The sequence below is a fragment of the Fenollaria massiliensis genome, from assembly GCF_000312505.2.
In the GTDB taxonomy this organism is placed as follows: domain Bacteria; phylum Bacillota; class Clostridia; order Tissierellales; family Peptoniphilaceae; genus Fenollaria; species Fenollaria massiliensis.
Genome location: NZ_HG326226.1, coordinates 147,134 through 163,483, shown reverse-complemented (window position 1 = coordinate 163,483; position 16,350 = coordinate 147,134). Strand labels below are relative to the sequence as shown.

The following is a 16,350-nucleotide window of genomic DNA, read 5'->3' as shown; positions in this document are numbered from 1 at the left end:
TTATTATACCCCAATGTCAATAAAAATACAAGGGTTTCAATAAATTTTTTTAGCCCTTCAATTAGAAAGGCTAAAATTATTTATTATTTAGTAAAATCATCGATAATTTCTTTTATCGCAATCTTTGTTTCTTTATCGTAAACTAAGCCTTCTACATGAGGCCAGTTATCTTTTTCCTCATTCTTCTTTGCTTTTTCATAATCCTTCTTATTGACTATGACAATGCTGTTCTTTGGCTCGTTTGGAACCTCTTCTAAGAATAAAGACTCATCCTTTGGATAGCCAGGAACATTGTCAAGATCAAGTGTAAAGTCCTTTAAACCTGCTTCTTCAGCCTTTTTATATAGGTCTTTCATAATATCGCCAAAACTTTCGCTCATGCTGTGACTAGTAATCTCTTGAGCAAGTTCTTTATCCGAGTCCACCATTTTCATTAAAGAATCATAAAACCCTTCTCCATCTTCAGGGCTAATCTTTTCTTTTAGCTCGTAATCGTCCCCGTTCTTCTCATAAACAAGTTTTAAAGGCATTTGCATACCAGCTGTATTTGTAAAAACGTGATCTTCATAAATATAAGCAAGCTCAGTATAAGACAGTATTAGCGTAAGTTTATCAGCTTCTTCCTCTGCTTTTGCAATCTTGACGTATTGAGCAATTATATCCCCTTCTATAAGGCCCGATACGCCCTTAGTCCTCTTAACAAGTTCGGCGTATTCAAGATTTTTCTTATCTTCTTCACTTATTTCTTCTTTGCCATTGTCTTGAGCTGTATTTTCTTTTGGCTCATCAGTTTTAGGCTTATTGCATCCTGTAAATATCATTGCCAAAGCCATTAGCATAGATATTATTAAAATTATTTTCTTTTTCATCTTAAGACTCCTTTGCTTTGATGTTTACACCAAGATAATATTGGTGCAAGCTCGAAATGATGTTTTCTTCACCATATCTAGTGTATAGGCCCTTAAACTTCTTATTATATATGAATAGACCAACAATGGATTTAAGCTTTTTCACTTCTAAATTGCCTTTTTCATCAAAAAGAATGACATCTCTTTTGTATGGCTCGATATATTCTTGATAAATGTATCCTGTGCCTACAAATTTTTTCAAAATAGCCTCAAATTCTTTTTTCGAGTGATCCTTGCCGACGTAAACACCCTTTGATGCGTTGTTATCAACTGGTTTGATGATGTACTTATCCTTATTCTTTAAAACTTCTTCAAAAGTTTCACTTGTTAGCATGGCTGTATAAGGAATGTGTTTTTCAATAAATTCAAGCTCATCCTTTGATAAAAATTTCTTTACTCTGTCTTCAAAAAGCTTGATAAATATCCTCTTGTCATGCATAACTTGACTCTTAAATGAGCCTATCATCACGAATTCATCGTTTAAATAGCCATCTATAAATTCTTGTATCTCATCCCAATGCTGTACCGCTTCAAAAGTAACTAATCTTCTATAAACAGCATCTATCCTAAAATCACCTGCATATATGTGGCCATCTTTACGCTTAATATCTCTCGCATCGCAAATAATTGTCTTAATGCCTTTCTTTTCAAAGGCTTTTTTAAATTTTTCAAATTCTTCATGCGATGCGCTCTCCATGATATCGACGATGGCAAGATTAAAATCTTCTTTGCCAGTAGTTTCTTTATAAAGCTCCTTGAACTCATCTACCCACGAATCAAAAAGTTCATAATAAGAAAATTCGTATCCGTAGCGCTTTTCCATCTCTTTCATCGCTTCAAGCTCAAGCATGAATGGAGCGACCTCGTTATCTTCGTTCATGGCTGAGGAACCATCGGTATTTAGCTCGCAAAATTTAAATTCATCGCGCGATTTATAGAATATATCGTAGCGACAAATTGGTACGAATGTAGCTAGAAGTGGCTTGTGTATCAAAAGCTGCTTCATTTTATTGTCAAAATCAAAAGTATTTCTAAATGCAGATATGGCAACGTATGCTTTAGTAATTTTGTCAGAAATTCTCATCATCATATCAGAAATATATTTAAAAGTTTCTTCGTCCTCTTCTGATACGAAAAATGGCTGATAAATGGCAGGAACCGGCTCGCCTTTATACTTCGCAGTTGATTTTGCGACCTTCGCTAATAATTTTTTATAATCTTCATAATATTTCTCAGGGTCTTCTTTAACTATGTCAATGTATCTTTTGCCAATGGTATTATAATCCATATTTTTCAAAATTTACCTCCCTTATCGATTTATCTGAATTAATCACTTTTTCAAGTGCGTCTAAATAATGTGCTTCATCTCCTAGAGATGATTTAGCAAGTGAAATTAATTTTTTTGCTATATCTAAAAAGCTTTTTTCTTTTAATTTGCCTCTTATGCCGTGCTCTTTGAATGAACCAAGCGCCTCAAGTGCGTCTTCATAAGTCACATCCTTTATCATTTCGTAGGCTTCATCCAAATTTTGATAACTTGTCGCCTTAATTAAAGCTACTAAGCCAAGTAAGTACTCAATTTGAACCGAGTCCATCATCCTAATCTCGATATATTTTTTCGCGCGAGTGTCTGGGAAGAACATGCTCAAAACGTGCTCAACAAGCGCTTTGTCTGCCTCATCTATCCCTTCTATGTCCTTAATCTTGCTATGTCCTGTGTAAATGTCCTTGCCGCCTTTATGTATAAAAATACATGGTCTGTTCACAATGTAGTCAGCGTATGATGCGTATGAAAAATCATCGTCGAATGCCTCTTTGATTATGCTGCAGCGGTCTTTGTCAGTGTTTTTCCATATACTCATTCTTAAACCGTTTTCATTATAAGGCTTTCCTTCGAAAATATTTGCGTTTTCAAAAATTGCGTAAAAAACTGGGCTGAGTGCATTGTATACTCTCATCTTGCGTCTAAAATCTTCTTCGTCTTTGTAATCGATTGACGATTGGGAAGCTGCTGTGCCCTTCATCATATTGTGGCCCATAGTCCCTGTCTCTGAGAAATACTTATACATAAGGTCGTAGCGCTCCTTAGGAAGTATCTTTATCTCATCAATCTTAGTTTTTACATGGTAACCTCTTTGTAAGATATGATAGCCCCTTTTTTCTACCACGTCCTTTATCTCTTCCATGCGTGCAAAATACTCACTTTCAAGATCTTTGATGCGCCAAGTCTTTTTTATGGATAACTCAAATTGACTGCCCGGCTCTAAACTAATTTCAGTTTTGCCTTTTTTCGCGCCAAGCAAAACACCATCTAGATAAATCGCTTCGTAGCCAATATTAATAAGGTCCTCAAGTATATCCTTGATGCCGCCTTCATCCCAGTATGTTACAGCCCTATTGTCCTTATCAACTATAAAATTTTCTATCTCAAAACCTATAGCGTAATCCTTCTCAGACTTTTCTCCACTTCGTATATAATCAATAATTTTATCTCTAATCATTTACTCATCCCCTATATTAGTAAAATTCGGTACTATTCTTAATCTGTAGTCGTAATCCTTTGAAACCTCCTTTTCAAAACGTTTTTTCATCTCATCGGCAAGTGCCTCCTTGTCCTTGCCTTGCATATCATTTAAAACAAGATCCAAAAGTAATAAATCTTTGCCAGACTTGCTGCTAACTATCCTAAAATCATGTAGAGCAACTACACTGCCATCAGACTTGACTGCTTCTTCTATTTTTTTGTAAATTTCATTGCAATTGTCCTCTTCCAAATATGGATCGACATGTATAATTATGGTAATGTTATATTTTTCCTCAAGAATTCTCTCCCAAGTATCTATGACATTGTGAGCTTCTTCAATTGTTAGATGTGCTGGCATCTCAACATCAAAAGAGATATAAACATTGTCAGGACCATAGTTATGTGCGTGAAAATCGTGTACGTTCTTGATAAGTGGCTCTGCATCAAGGTCTTTATGTATCATTTCAACAAGTTCCTTATCTGGCTCCTCGCCAAGAATCGGGCCAATAGTTTCCTTTATCATCTCAATACCATTCTTAATAATCATAAGTGAAACGATAACGCCGAAATAACCATCGATTTGAACCTTTGTAAACAATGAGCTAATCATAGGCACTATAACAACCATGGTTGTAAAAACGTCACCAAGTGAGTCAATGCTAGTTGCCTTCATCGCTTTAGAGTCTATCATATCTCCTGCCTTTTTATTCAAAATTGTTATAAAAACCTTGACAAGTATTGATAAAATCATGATGAAAAAGCTTAGGTGGTCGAACTTAACTATATCTGGATTTAAAATTCTTAAAACAGATGACTTTATGAATTGAAGTCCTATGATGATAACTATGATGGATATCAAAAGTCCTGATATATACTCAATCCTACCATGTCCGTAAGGATGATCTTTGTCAGCGGGCTTTTCTGATAATTTAAATCCAAGCAGTGTAACCACTGATGAAATCGTATCAAAAATGTTATTAACCGCATCCGCCATGATGGCGATGGAGTGAACGAAGAGGCCTATAAGTACCTTCGCCACACTTAAAATTATGTTAAGAACAATTCCTGTGATTGAAACGAAGTAGCCTGTCTTCTTTCTAAATAGAGCATCTCGCGTGTTTTTATTTGGTCTATTTATAAAATAAATTAAATTTTCTATCATTTTCTAACCTTCTATGAAAATATTTTCTAAGCCGAATAAATGTTTTATTTTTTCATATTCATCTATCGCGAGTGGATTTACCTTGTCCTTAAAGGCTCTAATCATAAGATTTTTTGGTGTGTGATCCATGTCTATGAATTCAATAATTTCAGATTTGTAGCCATGCTTTTCTAAGTAAAGGCTTCTAAGTGAGTCAGTAACAATGGCTGCGACTCTCTCCTTAAGTATGCCGTGCTTAAGAACGCCATTTAATTCATCAGATTTAATCTTTGGGAAAAGCTCTTTTTGGCAACACGGAACCGATAGTACAAGGACGCATTTAGCTCTACCGCCTTCTTTAGAGCGATGTCAGTCGCTATATCACAGGCGTGCAAAGTAAGCATGATGTCGATATTGTCTTTTTTATCATAATCTTTGATGTCCTTGCACACAAAATTTATTTCATCATAATGAAGAGCGTCCTTAATTTTATTTAAATCACGGACAACATCAGCCTTTAAATCAAGTCCTTCGATATAAAAATCAAGTTTTCTGATATTCTTAAGATAATAATAAACCGCAAAAGTCAGATATGCCTTGCCACAGCCAAAATCTAAGATGCGTATCTTTTTAGATGTATCAATCTTATCGAGCGCCTTATCAAAAATTTCAAGATATTTATTAATTTGCTTAAATTTATCGTAGTAGCTATTGTAGACCTTACCGTCCTCGCTCATAACCTTTAAATAAATTAGAAAATCGACCTTGTCACCCTCATTAATTATGTAATTTTTCTTTTTGTCATGGCTAAGCGCCTTCGCTTTTTTATCAGTTTTTGCGCTTAAGGCCTTTATTTTCCCTTTGTTATTAAAAACTTGATAAGACTCAGAACCAACTGTTATAAAGAGCTGCTTGTAATCATTCATTAGAGCGATAATTTTTTCTTTTGCTTTATTCATCGCAATATTCTCATGAAAAGCTTTTTTATCAATAAATTTTTCAATTTGTAAATGTTCCTCGCCCTTCATGATTATAGTCTTAAATTTAATTTTAGATCCGTCTTTATTCAACGGCCCCGAAAATGAGCCTTGCATCGCCTTATTATTATTTATACCTTCATCTATAATAGATTCAAAATTCATAAAATCACCTATGTATAAATACCCATTGGCATGATTATTAAAACAATATAATACGCTAAATTGAGTTACGGGTGGCTAATTAGCTATATCCAACAGATATGATAAATATGTAGTAGGCAATAAAAAGCATGTGAGATATAGCCCACATGCCTTTTTACTATTTGATTGAATTTTATTTACTGTGTCTATCCAAATTTTGCTGGAAAAAGAAGAACCCCATCTATAAATAGATGTGAACCTTTGCGCTATGATTCATAACACGAAGTGGAGCTTTGAGGTAAGCGGAGCGTATATAAGATACTCGAGCATTACCGAAAAGTGAACAAGTGTTAGGAGCAATTTTAACGCAAAATTAGATCACTTAGGTGTACTGCCTTATATGCGCCTCTTAGATAATTACCTAAATACATTGCCTTATCTGCTTCTGGTGATAATATCAATGCATTGTCGATTATTTCTTTATATTGTTCTTCATTAAGCATTTCTTTTGAATCGCCATATTTAAGTGGAGCGATGATTGTGTTATCTAATGATATTTCTTCACCCTTACCATTAACATAGCTTGTGCCTTCTTTAGCTACTCCAACTGGCATAATTTTTAGCTTTGAACCGAAGTAGTCGATTTCGTATGTTTTGCCTAATTCGTATCTGTCTTTTTGATTGTATCCTAAGATTACGTGTGTTGCTTCATCGATTAGTAGTGACCAATCTTTAATTCTTAGTTTGTCGCCTGTTTCTAAATCAAGCTTTAAGAAGTTGTATAGGTCTCTATTTGCGAAAAATACTGGATCTTTGCCATCTTCGTTTGAAAGTACATATGTTAAAACTGCTTCGCCTTTATTTCTATTTGTATCGTAAGGTTTATCTTCAGTTACTTCATCTAATTTTCTGTCCATATAGATTAAATTTTCTAAAAGTCCTAGATAGTTTGCTTTGTTTGGCTCATCTGCTTCTTTAACATTTACGTCTATCTTGTATGGATCGTTTGGATATAATGCATCGTACTTTGCTTTATTGTCTTGGTTTTCTGTGTCCATAAGTGCGTATGCATTGTTGTATTTTTCGTCTAAATTTTCTGCTTTTTTTGTTTCTAATTTTAGTGCATCTTGAGGAAGCTCAGCTTCGCCTTCTTTTGCTTCGGCGTCTTTATCTTCTGTTTTTGTTTCTTCTGTCTTTTCTGTTTCTGTTGTTTCTGTTGTCTCTTTGTTCTCTTCTTTATTTTCTGTTTTATTGCATGCGAATAATGTTATTGTTAGCATTAAAACTAGTACTAACGCTAGTATTTGTTTTGATTTTTTCATATTAGTTCTCCTTTTTTATAAGCTTATATGGCAAATTGAAGAACCTCGTCCACATGAACGAGATTCTTGGTGCTTAGCACTAATTAATAATTTTAATATAAATAAATCTGCCTTCTAAATTTATGCTTTCATCATCTGTTTCATATAGGGCATATTTATCTACGTCTTTGCCATTTATTTTAGCTTTTTCAAGGGAAAATATATATTCTCCCTTATTTGTATTCAATTTTTCATTCTCTTTTATGGATATATCTGCTTTTTTATCTTTTTTAATGATGACGTTGAAGTCGCGTGATGGCTCTTTGCTTAGGGAGATAACTTTTTCATCTCCCATAAATTCAAAGGCTTCATCTCTCTTTATGATGATAGTTTTATCATCTATTAAAAGTGTTATATCTCCTTCAAGTTTCATTAAATATCTTCTATAGCCTCTAAAGTCTGAAAACTCTGAGCGCTCTAGATCAATCGTCGCTGATGATATCCTTAAATCAAAGTTTCTCTCTTGAAGTGAGGCATTTTCTGGTACTATACAAAGCTGTGTTGTTTTGCCGCCTTTCCAAGTGGAAACTATTCTTTTTTTGTTTAAATCTTTCATATTCTAAAAATTTAAGCGTAAAAAAGTGGACTAGTTAAGCCCACTTTATATACATCTTTAACTTATATTAATCTTAATAACGCGATTTCGGCGCCATCACCAATTCTTGGTTCAAGTTTAAATATTCTTGTGTAGCCGCCTTGTCTGTCTGCGTACTTAGGCGCGATTTCTGTAAATAATTTTTTACTTACTTCTTTGTCATAGATGTAGCTTTGTGCTTGTCTGATTGCATGCATATCGCCTCTTTTAGCAAGAGTGATCATCTTATCAGCCATTCTCTTTGTTTCTTTTGCACGTGTAACTGTAGTCTTTATTTCTCCCTCTTTTATAAGTGATGTTACCAAGTTACGAAGCATAGCATTTCTATGGTCAGTTCTACGGCCTAATTTTCTGTATTGTGCCATAAGCTTCCTCCTATTCTTCTTCCTTTAAAAATAAGTTGAGTTCTGCAAGCTTATTCTTTACCTCTTCAAGTGATTTCTTTCCAAGGTTTCTTACCTTCATCATTTCTGAATCAGTCTTGCTAACAAGCTCTTGAACTGTGTTAATATTAGCTCTCTTTAAGCAGTTGTAGCTTCTAACTGAAAGATCAAGCTCTTCTACTTGCATATCAAGCGCTTTATCTTTCTTCTTGTTAGGAACATCTATCATAACTTCAACATCTTCAATACCGTCAGATAATTCCATTAGTAGTCCCATGTGTTCTGTAATGATCTTTGCTGCATAACTTACAGCGTCTACTGCTTTTATAGTTCCGTTAGTCCATACTTCGAGTGTTAATTTATCAAAGTCTGTTATTTGTCCAACTCTTGTATTGTCAATCGATATATTAACTTTCTTTACTGGTGAGAATGATGCATCTATAGGGATAATGCCTATTTCAGCTTCTGTTTCGTCGCCAGTTCTGTATATATCTGTTAGTTCATAGCCTCTGCCTCTTACAAGGTCCATTTCAATACTTAATTTTCCATCTTCATTTATAGTTGCTATGTGATGATCTGGATTTATAACTTCAACTTCAGGTGATGCGACTATGTCTTTTGCAGTTACTTCTTTCGGTCCTTTTTGATCGATAAGTAGTTTTTGCGGTTCATCTCCTGTGTATTTAAGAACTAAGCTCTTAATATTTAATATTATTTCGCTTACATCCTCTAATACTCCATCAATAGTAGAAAATTCGTGTAAAACGTTTTCTATCTTGATTTTGTTTACAGCTGCACCTGGTAATAAAGAAAGAAGTACTCTTCTTAATGAGTTACCAAGTGTTTCTCCGTAGCCTCTTTCAAGAGGTTCTATAATCATCTTTACATAAGTTCCGTCACTTGTAGCACTTTGTACTTGTACATGTGGCTTTTCTATTTCAATCACAATTAACCCCTCCTTAGACTAAAAGTATATATATAATTATACTCTTCTTCTCTTAGGTGGTCTGCAACCGTTATGAGGTATAGGCGTAACATCTTTGATCATGTTAACTTCAAGTCCTGTTGCTTGCAGACTTCTTATAGCTGCTTCTCTACCAGCTCCTGGTCCTTTTACATAAACTTCTACAGTTTTTAGACCGTGTTCCATAGCTTTTTTAGCTGCTGTTTCAGCTGCTTCTTGTGCTGCGAATGGAGTTGATTTTCTTGAACCTCTAAAGCCTAATTGTCCAGCACTAGCCCATGATAATACATTTCCTTGCATATCGGAAATAGTTACCATTGTGTTGTTGAAAGATGAAGAAATATGAGCTTGGCCTTTTTCTATGTTCTTTTTAACTCTTCTTTTAGTTTTAGTTTTTGTACCTTTTTTAACTGCCATTTACTCTACCTCCTTACTTATTACCTGCGTTAGGGCCTTTTCTAGTCCTAGCATTAGTCTTTGTTCTTTGTCCTCTTACAGGAAGATTTCTTTTATGTCTAATTCCTCTGTATGAGTTTATTTCACGAAGTCTCTTTATATTTAGAGCAACATCACGTCTTAGGTCACCTTCAACCTTAATGTGATCAATCTTGTCTCTGATTTGATTTACTTCTGCTTCTGTTAAATCCTTAACTCTTGTATCAGGATTTATACCGCATTCACTTAATATTTTTTGTGAAGTTGAAAGACCTATACCGAATATATATGTTAATGATATTTCAACTCTTTTATCTCTAGGGATATCAACACCTGCAATTCTTGCCATTAAGCTACACCTCCTATTAACCTTGTACTTGTTTATGTTTTGGATTTTCGCAAATTACCATAACTTTTCCGTGTCTTTTGATAATTTTGCATTTATCACAAATTTTTTTAACTGATGGTCTTACCTTCATTTTATCTCTCCTTACTTCTTACGCCAAGTTATACGACCTCTCTCCAAATCGTATGGAGAAAGTTCGACATTTACTGTATCTCCGGGTAAAATCCTTATATAATTCATTCTTAATTTTCCAGAGATATGACATGTAATTATATGTTCATTTTGAAGCTTTACCTTGAATATAGCGTTTGGTAGTGCGTCGACTACTACGCCTTCAAGCTCTATAATGTCTTTTTTAGCCATTTTGTCCTCCTAATGTTCCTCTATCAAGAAAGGTTCTAGATACTTTCTTATTTGACTGTTTGTTAATCTTGAATTTTCTTCAACTTTCTTTTGAAAATCTTCAACTATTGTATGATATACGATTAAGTGCTTAATTTTCTTAAGCTTTGGCTTCTCTAGCCTTCTTAGTTTGCCGTCAACTAAAAGCACGTGCTCATCATCAACAACATCGTATACTAAAAACAGTCTCATCATATCTCTTCCGGATTTAGATTTAACCAGCTGTCCTACTACAATATCTTTTGTAGATTCCATCGTTTCACCTATTTACCCAATTTAGATTTTATCGATTCAAAAGTCTCATCAATAGAAAGAGTTCCATCGATATTCAATATAATACCTTCTTTTGTGTAGAAATCTACTAAAGGCTTTGTTTCGTTGTCGTAAACATCGATTCTGTTTTTAACAGTTTCTTCGTTGTCGTCCTTTCTAGTAATAAGAGCTTCGCCATCATAATCACAAATGCCTTCTTCCTTTGGAGGATTGTTGGCAATGTGATAGCTTCTTTGGCACTTAGGGCACACTCTTCTTCCAGTGATTCTATCGATTAAGAATTTAGAAGGTACTTCTATATTGATAACTGCATCTAGCGGCATATCAAGCTTAGTAAGCATGTCTTTAAGTGCTTCTGCTTGGCTTATATTTCTTGGGTAACCGTCTAGTAAGAAGCCATGTTCTTTAAGATCATCTTTTGATAATCTATCCATAACCATGTCATTAACAAGTGAGTCTGGAACTAAAAGTCCCTTATCCATGTACTCAGTTGCCTTCTTACCAAGTTCTGTACCGCCTTTAATATTTTCTCTAAACATATCTCCTGTAGAGATGTGTTTTACTTTATAATGTTCAACTATCTTATCACTTTGAGTTCCTTTTCCAGCTCCTGGAGGTCCTAAAATTAATAATCTCATTTCCTACCTCCTAGCTTAAGAAACCCTTGTAATGTCTCATCATCATTTGAGCTTCTATTTGCTTGATTGTTTCAATAACAACACCTACAACGATTATGATACCTGTACCAGTAAAGTGTGTTTGCATCTTTAAGATTGCTCCAAGCACTATTGGTAGTGTAGCAAGTATTGCAAGTGATATAGCTCCAACAAGACCAATTCTTCTAACGATCTTTGCTAAGAAGTCGCTAGTTGGTCTACCTGGTCTAATGCCAGGGATGAATCCACCGTTTTGTTGTAAATTTTTAGAGTATTCAATTGGATTAAATTGAATTTCGTTATAGAAGAATGTAAAGAATACGATTAGTATTACGTTTAATACCGCAAATGCTACTGAATTGTATCCTAAATATGTCTCCATAAACTTGCCAAATGAACCTCCAGTAATCATTCCTATAGTTTGGAATGCTCCAAGGAATGATGTTGAGAAGATTACTGGCATAACGCCTGCCATGTTAACTTTGATAGGGATGTGTGTTGATTGACCGCCATACATCTTTCTGCCAACTACTCTTTTGGCATATTGTACACCAATTCTTCTTTCGCCTTCTTGTATTGCTACAACGAAAGCAACTATAGCTATCATAGCGATAGTCATAATTATAACGTTAATTAAGTTATATTGTCCAGCTTTTGTTAAGTTGAAGTATTGGCTTACAGTCTCAGGAAGTCTTGCTATGATTCCTAAGAAGATAATTAATGAAATACCGTTACCAACACCTTTTTCAGTGATTTGATCACCAAGGAATACTAAGAATTGTGTACCAGCTACTAGGCATAGAACCATAAGCATTTTAGCTAATGTTCCACCTATAACTGTTCCTCTTAATAGTCCAAATACAGTACCAATACCTTGAATTATAGCTAATATTATAGTTAGGTATCTTGTGTATCTGTTAATTTTCTTTCTACCAGTTTCGCCTTCCTTAGCTAGTTCTTCTAGCTTTGGTATAGCTACTGTTAAAAGTTGTATGATGATGGATGCGTTGATATAAGGATATATGTTTGATGCAAATATACTTAATCTTGATAACGCTCCACCTGCCATCATATCTAGAAAGCCTAAAAGGCTTGAGTCATTTGCAGCGAAAAAGCTTTGAAGAGCATCTCTGTTTACAAATGGAAGTGGAATAAAGTTTCCAAGTCTATAAATGAAAAGCATAGCAAGAGTGAATAAAATCTTCATTCTGATCTCTTTAACTGCCCATGCGTTCTTTAGAGTCTTAAACATCTTATTTCACCTCTACCTTTCCGCCCTTTGCCTCAACCTTTTCTTTAGCACTTTCACTTATTCTTTCAACGTTTAGATTGATTTTCTTTTCTAGTTCTCCGTTACCTAAAACCTTAACGCCGTTAGCTGTTGCTAAGCTCTTCTTAACTAAGCCTCTTTCGATAAGTTTTTGTGTATCTACAGTCTCACCATCATCAAAGACATTTAAGCTGGAGATGTTAACTATAGCATATTCTTTTCTGAATATGTTTGTAAAGCCCCTCTTAGGTAATCTTCTGAATAATGGCATTTGACCACCTTCGAAGCCTGGTCTTACTCCTCCACCGGATCTAGACTTTTGTCCTTTAGTACCACGACCAGCAGTTTTACCTAGGCCTGATCCAATACCTCTACCTCTACGAGCAGCTTTTTTACCGATCTTTCCGCCTTCTTGAGCTTGTAAATTATTTAGCTTCATCTTTACACCTCCTTAATTAGTCTACGATTTCAAGCATGTAGTCTACTTTGTGTATCATCCCTCTAATTTGTGGGGTATCGTTCTTTTCTACTACTTGTCCTATCTTTCTAAGACCAATAGCTTTAACTACCTTTATATGATCAGAAGGTTTACCTATAAAACTTCTCTTAAGTTTAATTTTAATTGTGTTCATACTTAAACCTCCTATCCTAATAATTCTTCTACAGACTTTCCTCTTGCTCTAGCAACATCTTCGGCTCTCTTTAAGTTCATAAGTCCGTTGATTGTAGCGTTTACAATGTTACGAGGATTGTTTGATCCAAGACGTTTAGCAGAAATATTTTCAATACCTGCAAGTTCACATACGGCACGGATAGCAGAAGATGCCTTAACACCTGATCCCTTAGGAGCTGGCTTTAAGAATACTTTACCTGCGCCATAAACGCCTTTAATTTCGTGTGGGATAGTTGTATCAACTATCGAAACTTCGATTAGGTGTTTCTTAGCGTCTTGTACTGCTTTTCTAATAGCTTCAGGTACTTCAAGTGCTTTACTCATACCAACACCAACGTGTCCTTGTCTGTCTCCAACAACAACTAAGGCCGAGAATCTAAAGTTTCTACCACCCTTTACTACTTTTGCAACTCTGTTTATAGAAACTACTTGTTCTTCAAGATCAAGAGTTGCTGCATCAATAATTAAGTGTTCCATTAATTCCCCTCCTTCGTTAAAATTTAAGACCTGCTGATCTAGCTGCTTCAGCTAGTTCTTTAATTCTACCATGGTAGATATAACCTGCTCTGTCAAATACTACTTCTTCTATGCCTTTTTCTTTAGCGATTTCACCAATTTTTGTTCCAACAGCCTTAGCTGCTTCAATGTTTGATGTTTTCTCTAAATTTAAAGACTTATCAAGTGTTGAGCTTTGAGCAAGTGTCACACCATTAACGTCATCTATTAGTTGTGCATATATATGTTTATCACTTCTAAATACACATAGTCTTGGTCTTTCTTGAGTACCGGAAATCTTAGATCTGATTCTTAAGTGTCTTTTTTGACGACTTACTTTTTTTGCTTCTTTGTTTATCATCTAATTATCCTCCTACTTACCAGTCTTACCAACTTTACGTCTTACATACTCGTCAGTGTATCTAATACCTTTTCCTTTGTATGGTTCTGGCATTCTGAATGTTCTGATGTATGCAGCGTATTGTCCTACTTTTTGTTTGTCTAGTCCTTTAACAACTATCTTGTCTTGTTCTGGCACTTCAACTGTGATTCCTTCTGGATCTTCTAGTTCAAGTGGATGTGAAAAGCCAAGTGTTAAGGCTAATTTATTTCCATTCTTTTGTGCTCTATAACCTGTACCTATAATAGTAAGTTCTTTTGAGAAACCTTCTGTTACACCTGTAACCATATTATGGATTAGTGATCTAGTTAGGCCGTGTAGAGCTTTTATTTTCTTTTCATCATTTGGACGTTCAACATGTAAGATGCCATCTTCAATCTTGATTGTAAGATCTTTACAGATGTTTTCTTTAAGTTCGCCCTTTGGTCCTTTTACAGTAACTACTCCGTCATTAACTTTAATTTCAACGCCTTGAGGTACTGTAATAGGTTTAAGACCTATTCTTGACATTATTACTCCTCCTAGCTAATTTTACCATACATAGCAGATTACTTCTCCGCCCACTTTGTCTTCTCTAGCTTTTTTGTCTGTCATAAGACCATGGGATGTAGAAAGTATTGCTATACCTAATCCGCCTAATACTTTAGGCACTTCGTTTGAATTTACATATATTCTAAGTCCGGGTTTAGAAATTCTCTTTATACCGGAAATTACTCTTTCTTTGTTTGGAAGGTATTTTAGTTCAACTCTTATTATGCCTTGCTTTTTGTCATCTACGACTTCAAAGCCTTTTATATATCCTTCATCTAAAAGTATTTGAGCGATTTCTTGTTTAATTCTTGACTTCGGAATATCTACTGAATCGTGTTTTTGTGAGTTAGAATTTCTGATTCTTGTAAGCATATCCGCGATTGGATCCGTCATCATATTACATCACTCCTCCTTCTACCAGCTTGCTTTTCTTACGCCAGGAATTTCTCCCTTATATGCTAATTTTCTGAAGCATATACGGCAAATTCCATATTTTCTAAGGTAACCATGAGGTCTTCCGCAAATCTTGCATCTGTTATACTCTCTTACCTTGTATTTTTGTTTACTTTGTTGCTTAGCAACCATTGATTTTTTAGCCATCTACTTCCTCCTTTTACTTTCTAAAAGGCATGCCAAGAAGCTCTAAGAATAATTTTGCTTCTTTATCAGTATTTGCTGTAGTAACAATTATGATATCCATACCTCTGATTTCATCTACTTCATCGTATATGATTTCAGGGAAGATTAATTGTTCTTTAATACCTAATGCATAGTTTCCTCTACCGTCGAATGAAGTGCTGCTGACACCTCTAAAGTCTCTTACTCTTGGAAGAGCGATGTTCATTAACTTATCTAAGAAGTAGTACATTTTGTCTCTTCTTAATGTTACTTTACATCCGATCTTCATGCCTTCTCTTAGCTTAAAGTTAGCTATAGATTTCTTAGCGTGTGTAATAACAGGTTTTTGTCCAGTTATTAACTCTAATTCTTTTAAGGCACTTTCAAGAACTTTTGGATTTTCTTTAGCGTGTCCTAAACCGATGTTGATAACAACTTTGTCTAGCTTAGGAACTTGCATTATATTATCATATCCTAATTTTTCCATCATTTGAGGCACAATTTCTTCTTTGTACCTTGTTTCCAGTCTGGAAGCCATCCGTTCTACCTCCCTTATTTGTCTAATGTTTCTCCGTCGGCTTTCATGTATCTAACTTTCTTGCCGTCTTCCAAAACTTTATAGCCTACTCTTGTACCTTTTTTAAGTGATTCATTATAAACCATTACGTTAGAAACATGTATTGCTCCTTCTGATTTAATAATTCCACCTGGTTCTTGAGGTCCACGAGCTTTTTGGTGTCTTGTTTGAATGTTTATTCCTTCAACAACAACACGGTCTTTCTTTGGTAATGCTTTTAAAACTTTACCTGTTTTTCCTTTATCTTTACCGGCAATAACAATTACCTTGTCGCCTACTTTAACGTGCATAATTTAACCTCCCTTCATTAAAGAACTTCTGGAGCTAGTGATATTATCTTCATATAACCACCAGTTCTTAATTCTCTAGTTACAGGTCCAAATATACGAGTTCCAACAGGATTTTTATCTTCTTTTACGATAACTGCTGCGTTATCATCAAATCTTATATATGATCCATCTTGTCTTCTTATTGGTTGTGTTGTTCTAACTATAACAGCTTTAACAACGTCTCCTTTTTTAACAACGCCTCCTGGTGTTGCATTTTTAACTGTGCAAACCACTATATCGCCCACTCCGGCATACTTTCTTTTACTGCCACCTAAGACTTTAATTACTAGTACCTCTCTGGCTCCGGAGTTATCAGCTACTCTCATTCTTGATTCAGATTGTATCAAT

The 16,350-nt window shown here is 34.9% G+C and carries 26 protein-coding genes; all 26 read right to left on the bottom strand.

Features of this window, described 5'->3' with window-relative positions; genetic code table 11:
* Nucleotides 1-83: 83 nt before the first annotated feature.
* On the bottom strand, nt 84-869 hold the full coding sequence (locus BN30_RS04490; protein WP_019214320.1) for a hypothetical protein: 786 nt from the start codon (nt 867-869) through the stop codon (nt 84-86).
* A 1-nt stretch (nt 870) separates the two neighbouring features.
* Nucleotides 871-2,205 carry a hypothetical protein gene (locus tag BN30_RS04485; RefSeq protein ID WP_019214319.1) on the bottom strand — a complete coding sequence of 445 codons (1,335 nt, stop codon included), beginning with the start codon at nt 2,203-2,205 and terminating at the stop codon, nt 871-873.
* On the bottom strand, nt 2,186-3,409 hold the full coding sequence (locus BN30_RS09020; RefSeq protein ID WP_019214318.1) for a glutamate-cysteine ligase family protein: 1,224 nt from the start codon (nt 3,407-3,409) through the stop codon (nt 2,186-2,188). Before BN30_RS09020 ends, BN30_RS04485 begins: the two co-directional genes overlap by 20 nt.
* Entirely contained in the window at nt 3,410-4,594 is a 1,185-nt protein-coding gene (locus BN30_RS04475; RefSeq protein WP_019214317.1) for a cation diffusion facilitator family transporter, read from the bottom strand.
* Nucleotides 4,595-4,842: 248 nt separating this feature from the next.
* The gene (locus BN30_RS09015; protein WP_084691365.1) at nt 4,843-5,715 is read right to left on the bottom strand and encodes a methyltransferase; all 873 of its coding nucleotides are present in this window, start codon (nt 5,713-5,715) and stop codon (nt 4,843-4,845) included.
* 341 nt (nt 5,716-6,056) lie between these two features.
* Nucleotides 6,057-7,016, bottom strand: coding sequence for a hypothetical protein (locus BN30_RS04465; protein WP_019214315.1), 960 nt, complete (start codon nt 7,014-7,016; stop codon nt 6,057-6,059).
* 79 nt (nt 7,017-7,095) lie between these two features.
* Nucleotides 7,096-7,611, bottom strand: a complete 516-nt coding sequence (locus tag BN30_RS09010) for a HutD family protein (protein WP_019214314.1) — start codon at nt 7,609-7,611, stop codon at nt 7,096-7,098.
* 62 nt (nt 7,612-7,673) lie between these two features.
* Nucleotides 7,674-8,015: a 50S ribosomal protein L17 gene (gene rplQ, locus BN30_RS04455; protein WP_019214313.1), complete on the bottom strand. Its 342-nt coding sequence runs from the start codon at nt 8,013-8,015 to the stop codon at nt 7,674-7,676.
* A gap of 10 nt (nt 8,016-8,025) precedes the next feature.
* The gene (locus tag BN30_RS04450; RefSeq protein WP_019214312.1) at nt 8,026-8,979 is read right to left on the bottom strand and encodes a DNA-directed RNA polymerase subunit alpha; all 954 of its coding nucleotides are present in this window, start codon (nt 8,977-8,979) and stop codon (nt 8,026-8,028) included.
* 36 nt (nt 8,980-9,015) lie between these two features.
* Nucleotides 9,016-9,414, bottom strand: coding sequence for a 30S ribosomal protein S11 (rpsK, locus tag BN30_RS04445; protein ID WP_019214311.1), 399 nt, complete (start codon nt 9,412-9,414; stop codon nt 9,016-9,018).
* 13 nt (nt 9,415-9,427) lie between these two features.
* Nucleotides 9,428-9,781 (bottom strand): 30S ribosomal protein S13, encoded by a 354-nt coding sequence (gene rpsM / locus BN30_RS04440; protein WP_019214310.1) that lies wholly within the window; start codon nt 9,779-9,781, stop codon nt 9,428-9,430.
* Nucleotides 9,782-9,797: 16 nt separating this feature from the next.
* Nucleotides 9,798-9,911, bottom strand: coding sequence for a 50S ribosomal protein L36 (rpmJ, locus tag BN30_RS04435; protein ID WP_019214309.1), 114 nt, complete (start codon nt 9,909-9,911; stop codon nt 9,798-9,800).
* 11 nt (nt 9,912-9,922) lie between these two features.
* Entirely contained in the window at nt 9,923-10,141 is a 219-nt protein-coding gene (gene infA / locus BN30_RS04430; RefSeq protein ID WP_019214308.1) for a translation initiation factor IF-1, read from the bottom strand.
* 9 nt (nt 10,142-10,150) lie between these two features.
* Nucleotides 10,151-10,435, bottom strand: a complete 285-nt coding sequence (locus BN30_RS04425; protein ID WP_019214307.1) for a KOW domain-containing RNA-binding protein — start codon at nt 10,433-10,435, stop codon at nt 10,151-10,153.
* Between the two features lie 8 nt (nt 10,436-10,443).
* The gene (locus BN30_RS04420; protein ID WP_019214306.1) at nt 10,444-11,091 is read right to left on the bottom strand and encodes an adenylate kinase; all 648 of its coding nucleotides are present in this window, start codon (nt 11,089-11,091) and stop codon (nt 10,444-10,446) included.
* A 10-nt stretch (nt 11,092-11,101) separates the two neighbouring features.
* Entirely contained in the window at nt 11,102-12,361 is a 1,260-nt protein-coding gene (secY, locus tag BN30_RS04415; RefSeq protein ID WP_019214305.1) for a preprotein translocase subunit SecY, read from the bottom strand.
* Nucleotide 12,362: 1 nt separating this feature from the next.
* A complete protein-coding gene (rplO, locus tag BN30_RS04410) occupies nt 12,363-12,818 on the bottom strand; it encodes a 50S ribosomal protein L15 (protein ID WP_019214304.1) in 456 nt (151 codons plus the stop codon).
* 16 nt (nt 12,819-12,834) lie between these two features.
* On the bottom strand, nt 12,835-13,011 hold the full coding sequence (rpmD, locus tag BN30_RS04405; protein ID WP_019214303.1) for a 50S ribosomal protein L30: 177 nt from the start codon (nt 13,009-13,011) through the stop codon (nt 12,835-12,837).
* Nucleotides 13,012-13,022: 11 nt separating this feature from the next.
* Nucleotides 13,023-13,529, bottom strand: coding sequence for a 30S ribosomal protein S5 (gene rpsE, locus BN30_RS04400; protein ID WP_019214302.1), 507 nt, complete (start codon nt 13,527-13,529; stop codon nt 13,023-13,025).
* Nucleotides 13,530-13,545: 16 nt separating this feature from the next.
* A complete protein-coding gene (gene rplR / locus BN30_RS04395; protein ID WP_019214301.1) occupies nt 13,546-13,908 on the bottom strand; it encodes a 50S ribosomal protein L18 in 363 nt (120 codons plus the stop codon).
* Between the two features lie 12 nt (nt 13,909-13,920).
* Nucleotides 13,921-14,457 (bottom strand): 50S ribosomal protein L6, encoded by a 537-nt coding sequence (rplF, locus tag BN30_RS04390; protein ID WP_019214300.1) that lies wholly within the window; start codon nt 14,455-14,457, stop codon nt 13,921-13,923.
* 21 nt (nt 14,458-14,478) lie between these two features.
* On the bottom strand, nt 14,479-14,871 hold the full coding sequence (rpsH, locus tag BN30_RS04385) for a 30S ribosomal protein S8 (protein ID WP_207636145.1): 393 nt from the start codon (nt 14,869-14,871) through the stop codon (nt 14,479-14,481).
* 21 nt (nt 14,872-14,892) lie between these two features.
* Nucleotides 14,893-15,078 (bottom strand): type Z 30S ribosomal protein S14, encoded by a 186-nt coding sequence (locus BN30_RS04380; RefSeq protein WP_019214298.1) that lies wholly within the window; start codon nt 15,076-15,078, stop codon nt 14,893-14,895.
* Nucleotides 15,079-15,091: 13 nt separating this feature from the next.
* Nucleotides 15,092-15,634, bottom strand: coding sequence for a 50S ribosomal protein L5 (rplE, locus tag BN30_RS04375; protein ID WP_019214297.1), 543 nt, complete (start codon nt 15,632-15,634; stop codon nt 15,092-15,094).
* A gap of 14 nt (nt 15,635-15,648) precedes the next feature.
* A complete protein-coding gene (rplX, locus tag BN30_RS04370) occupies nt 15,649-15,963 on the bottom strand; it encodes a 50S ribosomal protein L24 (RefSeq protein WP_019214296.1) in 315 nt (104 codons plus the stop codon).
* A 17-nt stretch (nt 15,964-15,980) separates the two neighbouring features.
* The gene (rplN, locus tag BN30_RS04365; RefSeq protein WP_019214295.1) at nt 15,981-16,349 is read right to left on the bottom strand and encodes a 50S ribosomal protein L14; all 369 of its coding nucleotides are present in this window, start codon (nt 16,347-16,349) and stop codon (nt 15,981-15,983) included.
* Nucleotide 16,350 lies beyond the last annotated feature (1 nt).

Excerpts from the sequence above, each read along its gene's own strand:
- BN30_RS04490 (WP_019214320.1), bottom strand. The coding sequence starts at position 869 with ATGAAAAAGAAAATAATTTTAATAATATCTATGCTAATGGCTTTGGCA.
- BN30_RS09020 (WP_019214318.1), bottom strand. The coding sequence starts at position 3,409 with ATGATTAGAGATAAAATTATTGATTATATACGAAGTGGAGAAAAGTCT.
- BN30_RS04475 (WP_019214317.1), bottom strand. The coding sequence starts at position 4,594 with ATGATAGAAAATTTAATTTATTTTATAAATAGACCAAATAAAAACACG.
- BN30_RS09015 (WP_084691365.1), bottom strand. The coding sequence starts at position 5,715 with ATGAATTTTGAATCTATTATAGATGAAGGTATAAATAATAATAAGGCG.
- BN30_RS04465 (WP_019214315.1), bottom strand. The coding sequence starts at position 7,016 with ATGAAAAAATCAAAACAAATACTAGCGTTAGTACTAGTTTTAATGCTA.
- BN30_RS09010 (WP_019214314.1), bottom strand. The coding sequence starts at position 7,611 with ATGAAAGATTTAAACAAAAAAAGAATAGTTTCCACTTGGAAAGGCGGC.
- rplQ (WP_019214313.1), bottom strand. The coding sequence starts at position 8,015 with ATGGCACAATACAGAAAATTAGGCCGTAGAACTGACCATAGAAATGCT.
- rpsK (WP_019214311.1), bottom strand. The coding sequence starts at position 9,414 with ATGGCAGTTAAAAAAGGTACAAAAACTAAAACTAAAAGAAGAGTTAAA.
- rpsM (WP_019214310.1), bottom strand. The coding sequence starts at position 9,781 with ATGGCAAGAATTGCAGGTGTTGATATCCCTAGAGATAAAAGAGTTGAA.
- rpmJ (WP_019214309.1), bottom strand. The coding sequence starts at position 9,911 with ATGAAGGTAAGACCATCAGTTAAAAAAATTTGTGATAAATGCAAAATT.
- infA (WP_019214308.1), bottom strand. The coding sequence starts at position 10,141 with ATGGCTAAAAAAGACATTATAGAGCTTGAAGGCGTAGTAGTCGACGCA.
- BN30_RS04425 (WP_019214307.1), bottom strand. The coding sequence starts at position 10,435 with ATGGAATCTACAAAAGATATTGTAGTAGGACAGCTGGTTAAATCTAAA.
- BN30_RS04420 (WP_019214306.1), bottom strand. The coding sequence starts at position 11,091 with ATGAGATTATTAATTTTAGGACCTCCAGGAGCTGGAAAAGGAACTCAA.
- secY (WP_019214305.1), bottom strand. The coding sequence starts at position 12,361 with ATGTTTAAGACTCTAAAGAACGCATGGGCAGTTAAAGAGATCAGAATG.
- rplO (WP_019214304.1), bottom strand. The coding sequence starts at position 12,818 with ATGAAGCTAAATAATTTACAAGCTCAAGAAGGCGGAAAGATCGGTAAA.
- rpmD (WP_019214303.1), bottom strand. The coding sequence starts at position 13,011 with ATGAACACAATTAAAATTAAACTTAAGAGAAGTTTTATAGGTAAACCT.
- rpsE (WP_019214302.1), bottom strand. The coding sequence starts at position 13,529 with ATGGAACACTTAATTATTGATGCAGCAACTCTTGATCTTGAAGAACAA.
- rplR (WP_019214301.1), bottom strand. The coding sequence starts at position 13,908 with ATGATAAACAAAGAAGCAAAAAAAGTAAGTCGTCAAAAAAGACACTTA.
- rplF (WP_019214300.1), bottom strand. The coding sequence starts at position 14,457 with ATGTCAAGAATAGGTCTTAAACCTATTACAGTACCTCAAGGCGTTGAA.
- rpsH (WP_207636145.1), bottom strand. The coding sequence starts at position 14,871 with ATGACGGATCCAATCGCGGATATGCTTACAAGAATCAGAAATTCTAAC.
- BN30_RS04380 (WP_019214298.1), bottom strand. The coding sequence starts at position 15,078 with ATGGCTAAAAAATCAATGGTTGCTAAGCAACAAAGTAAACAAAAATAC.
- rplE (WP_019214297.1), bottom strand. The coding sequence starts at position 15,634 with ATGGCTTCCAGACTGGAAACAAGGTACAAAGAAGAAATTGTGCCTCAA.
- rplX (WP_019214296.1), bottom strand. The coding sequence starts at position 15,963 with ATGCACGTTAAAGTAGGCGACAAGGTAATTGTTATTGCCGGTAAAGAT.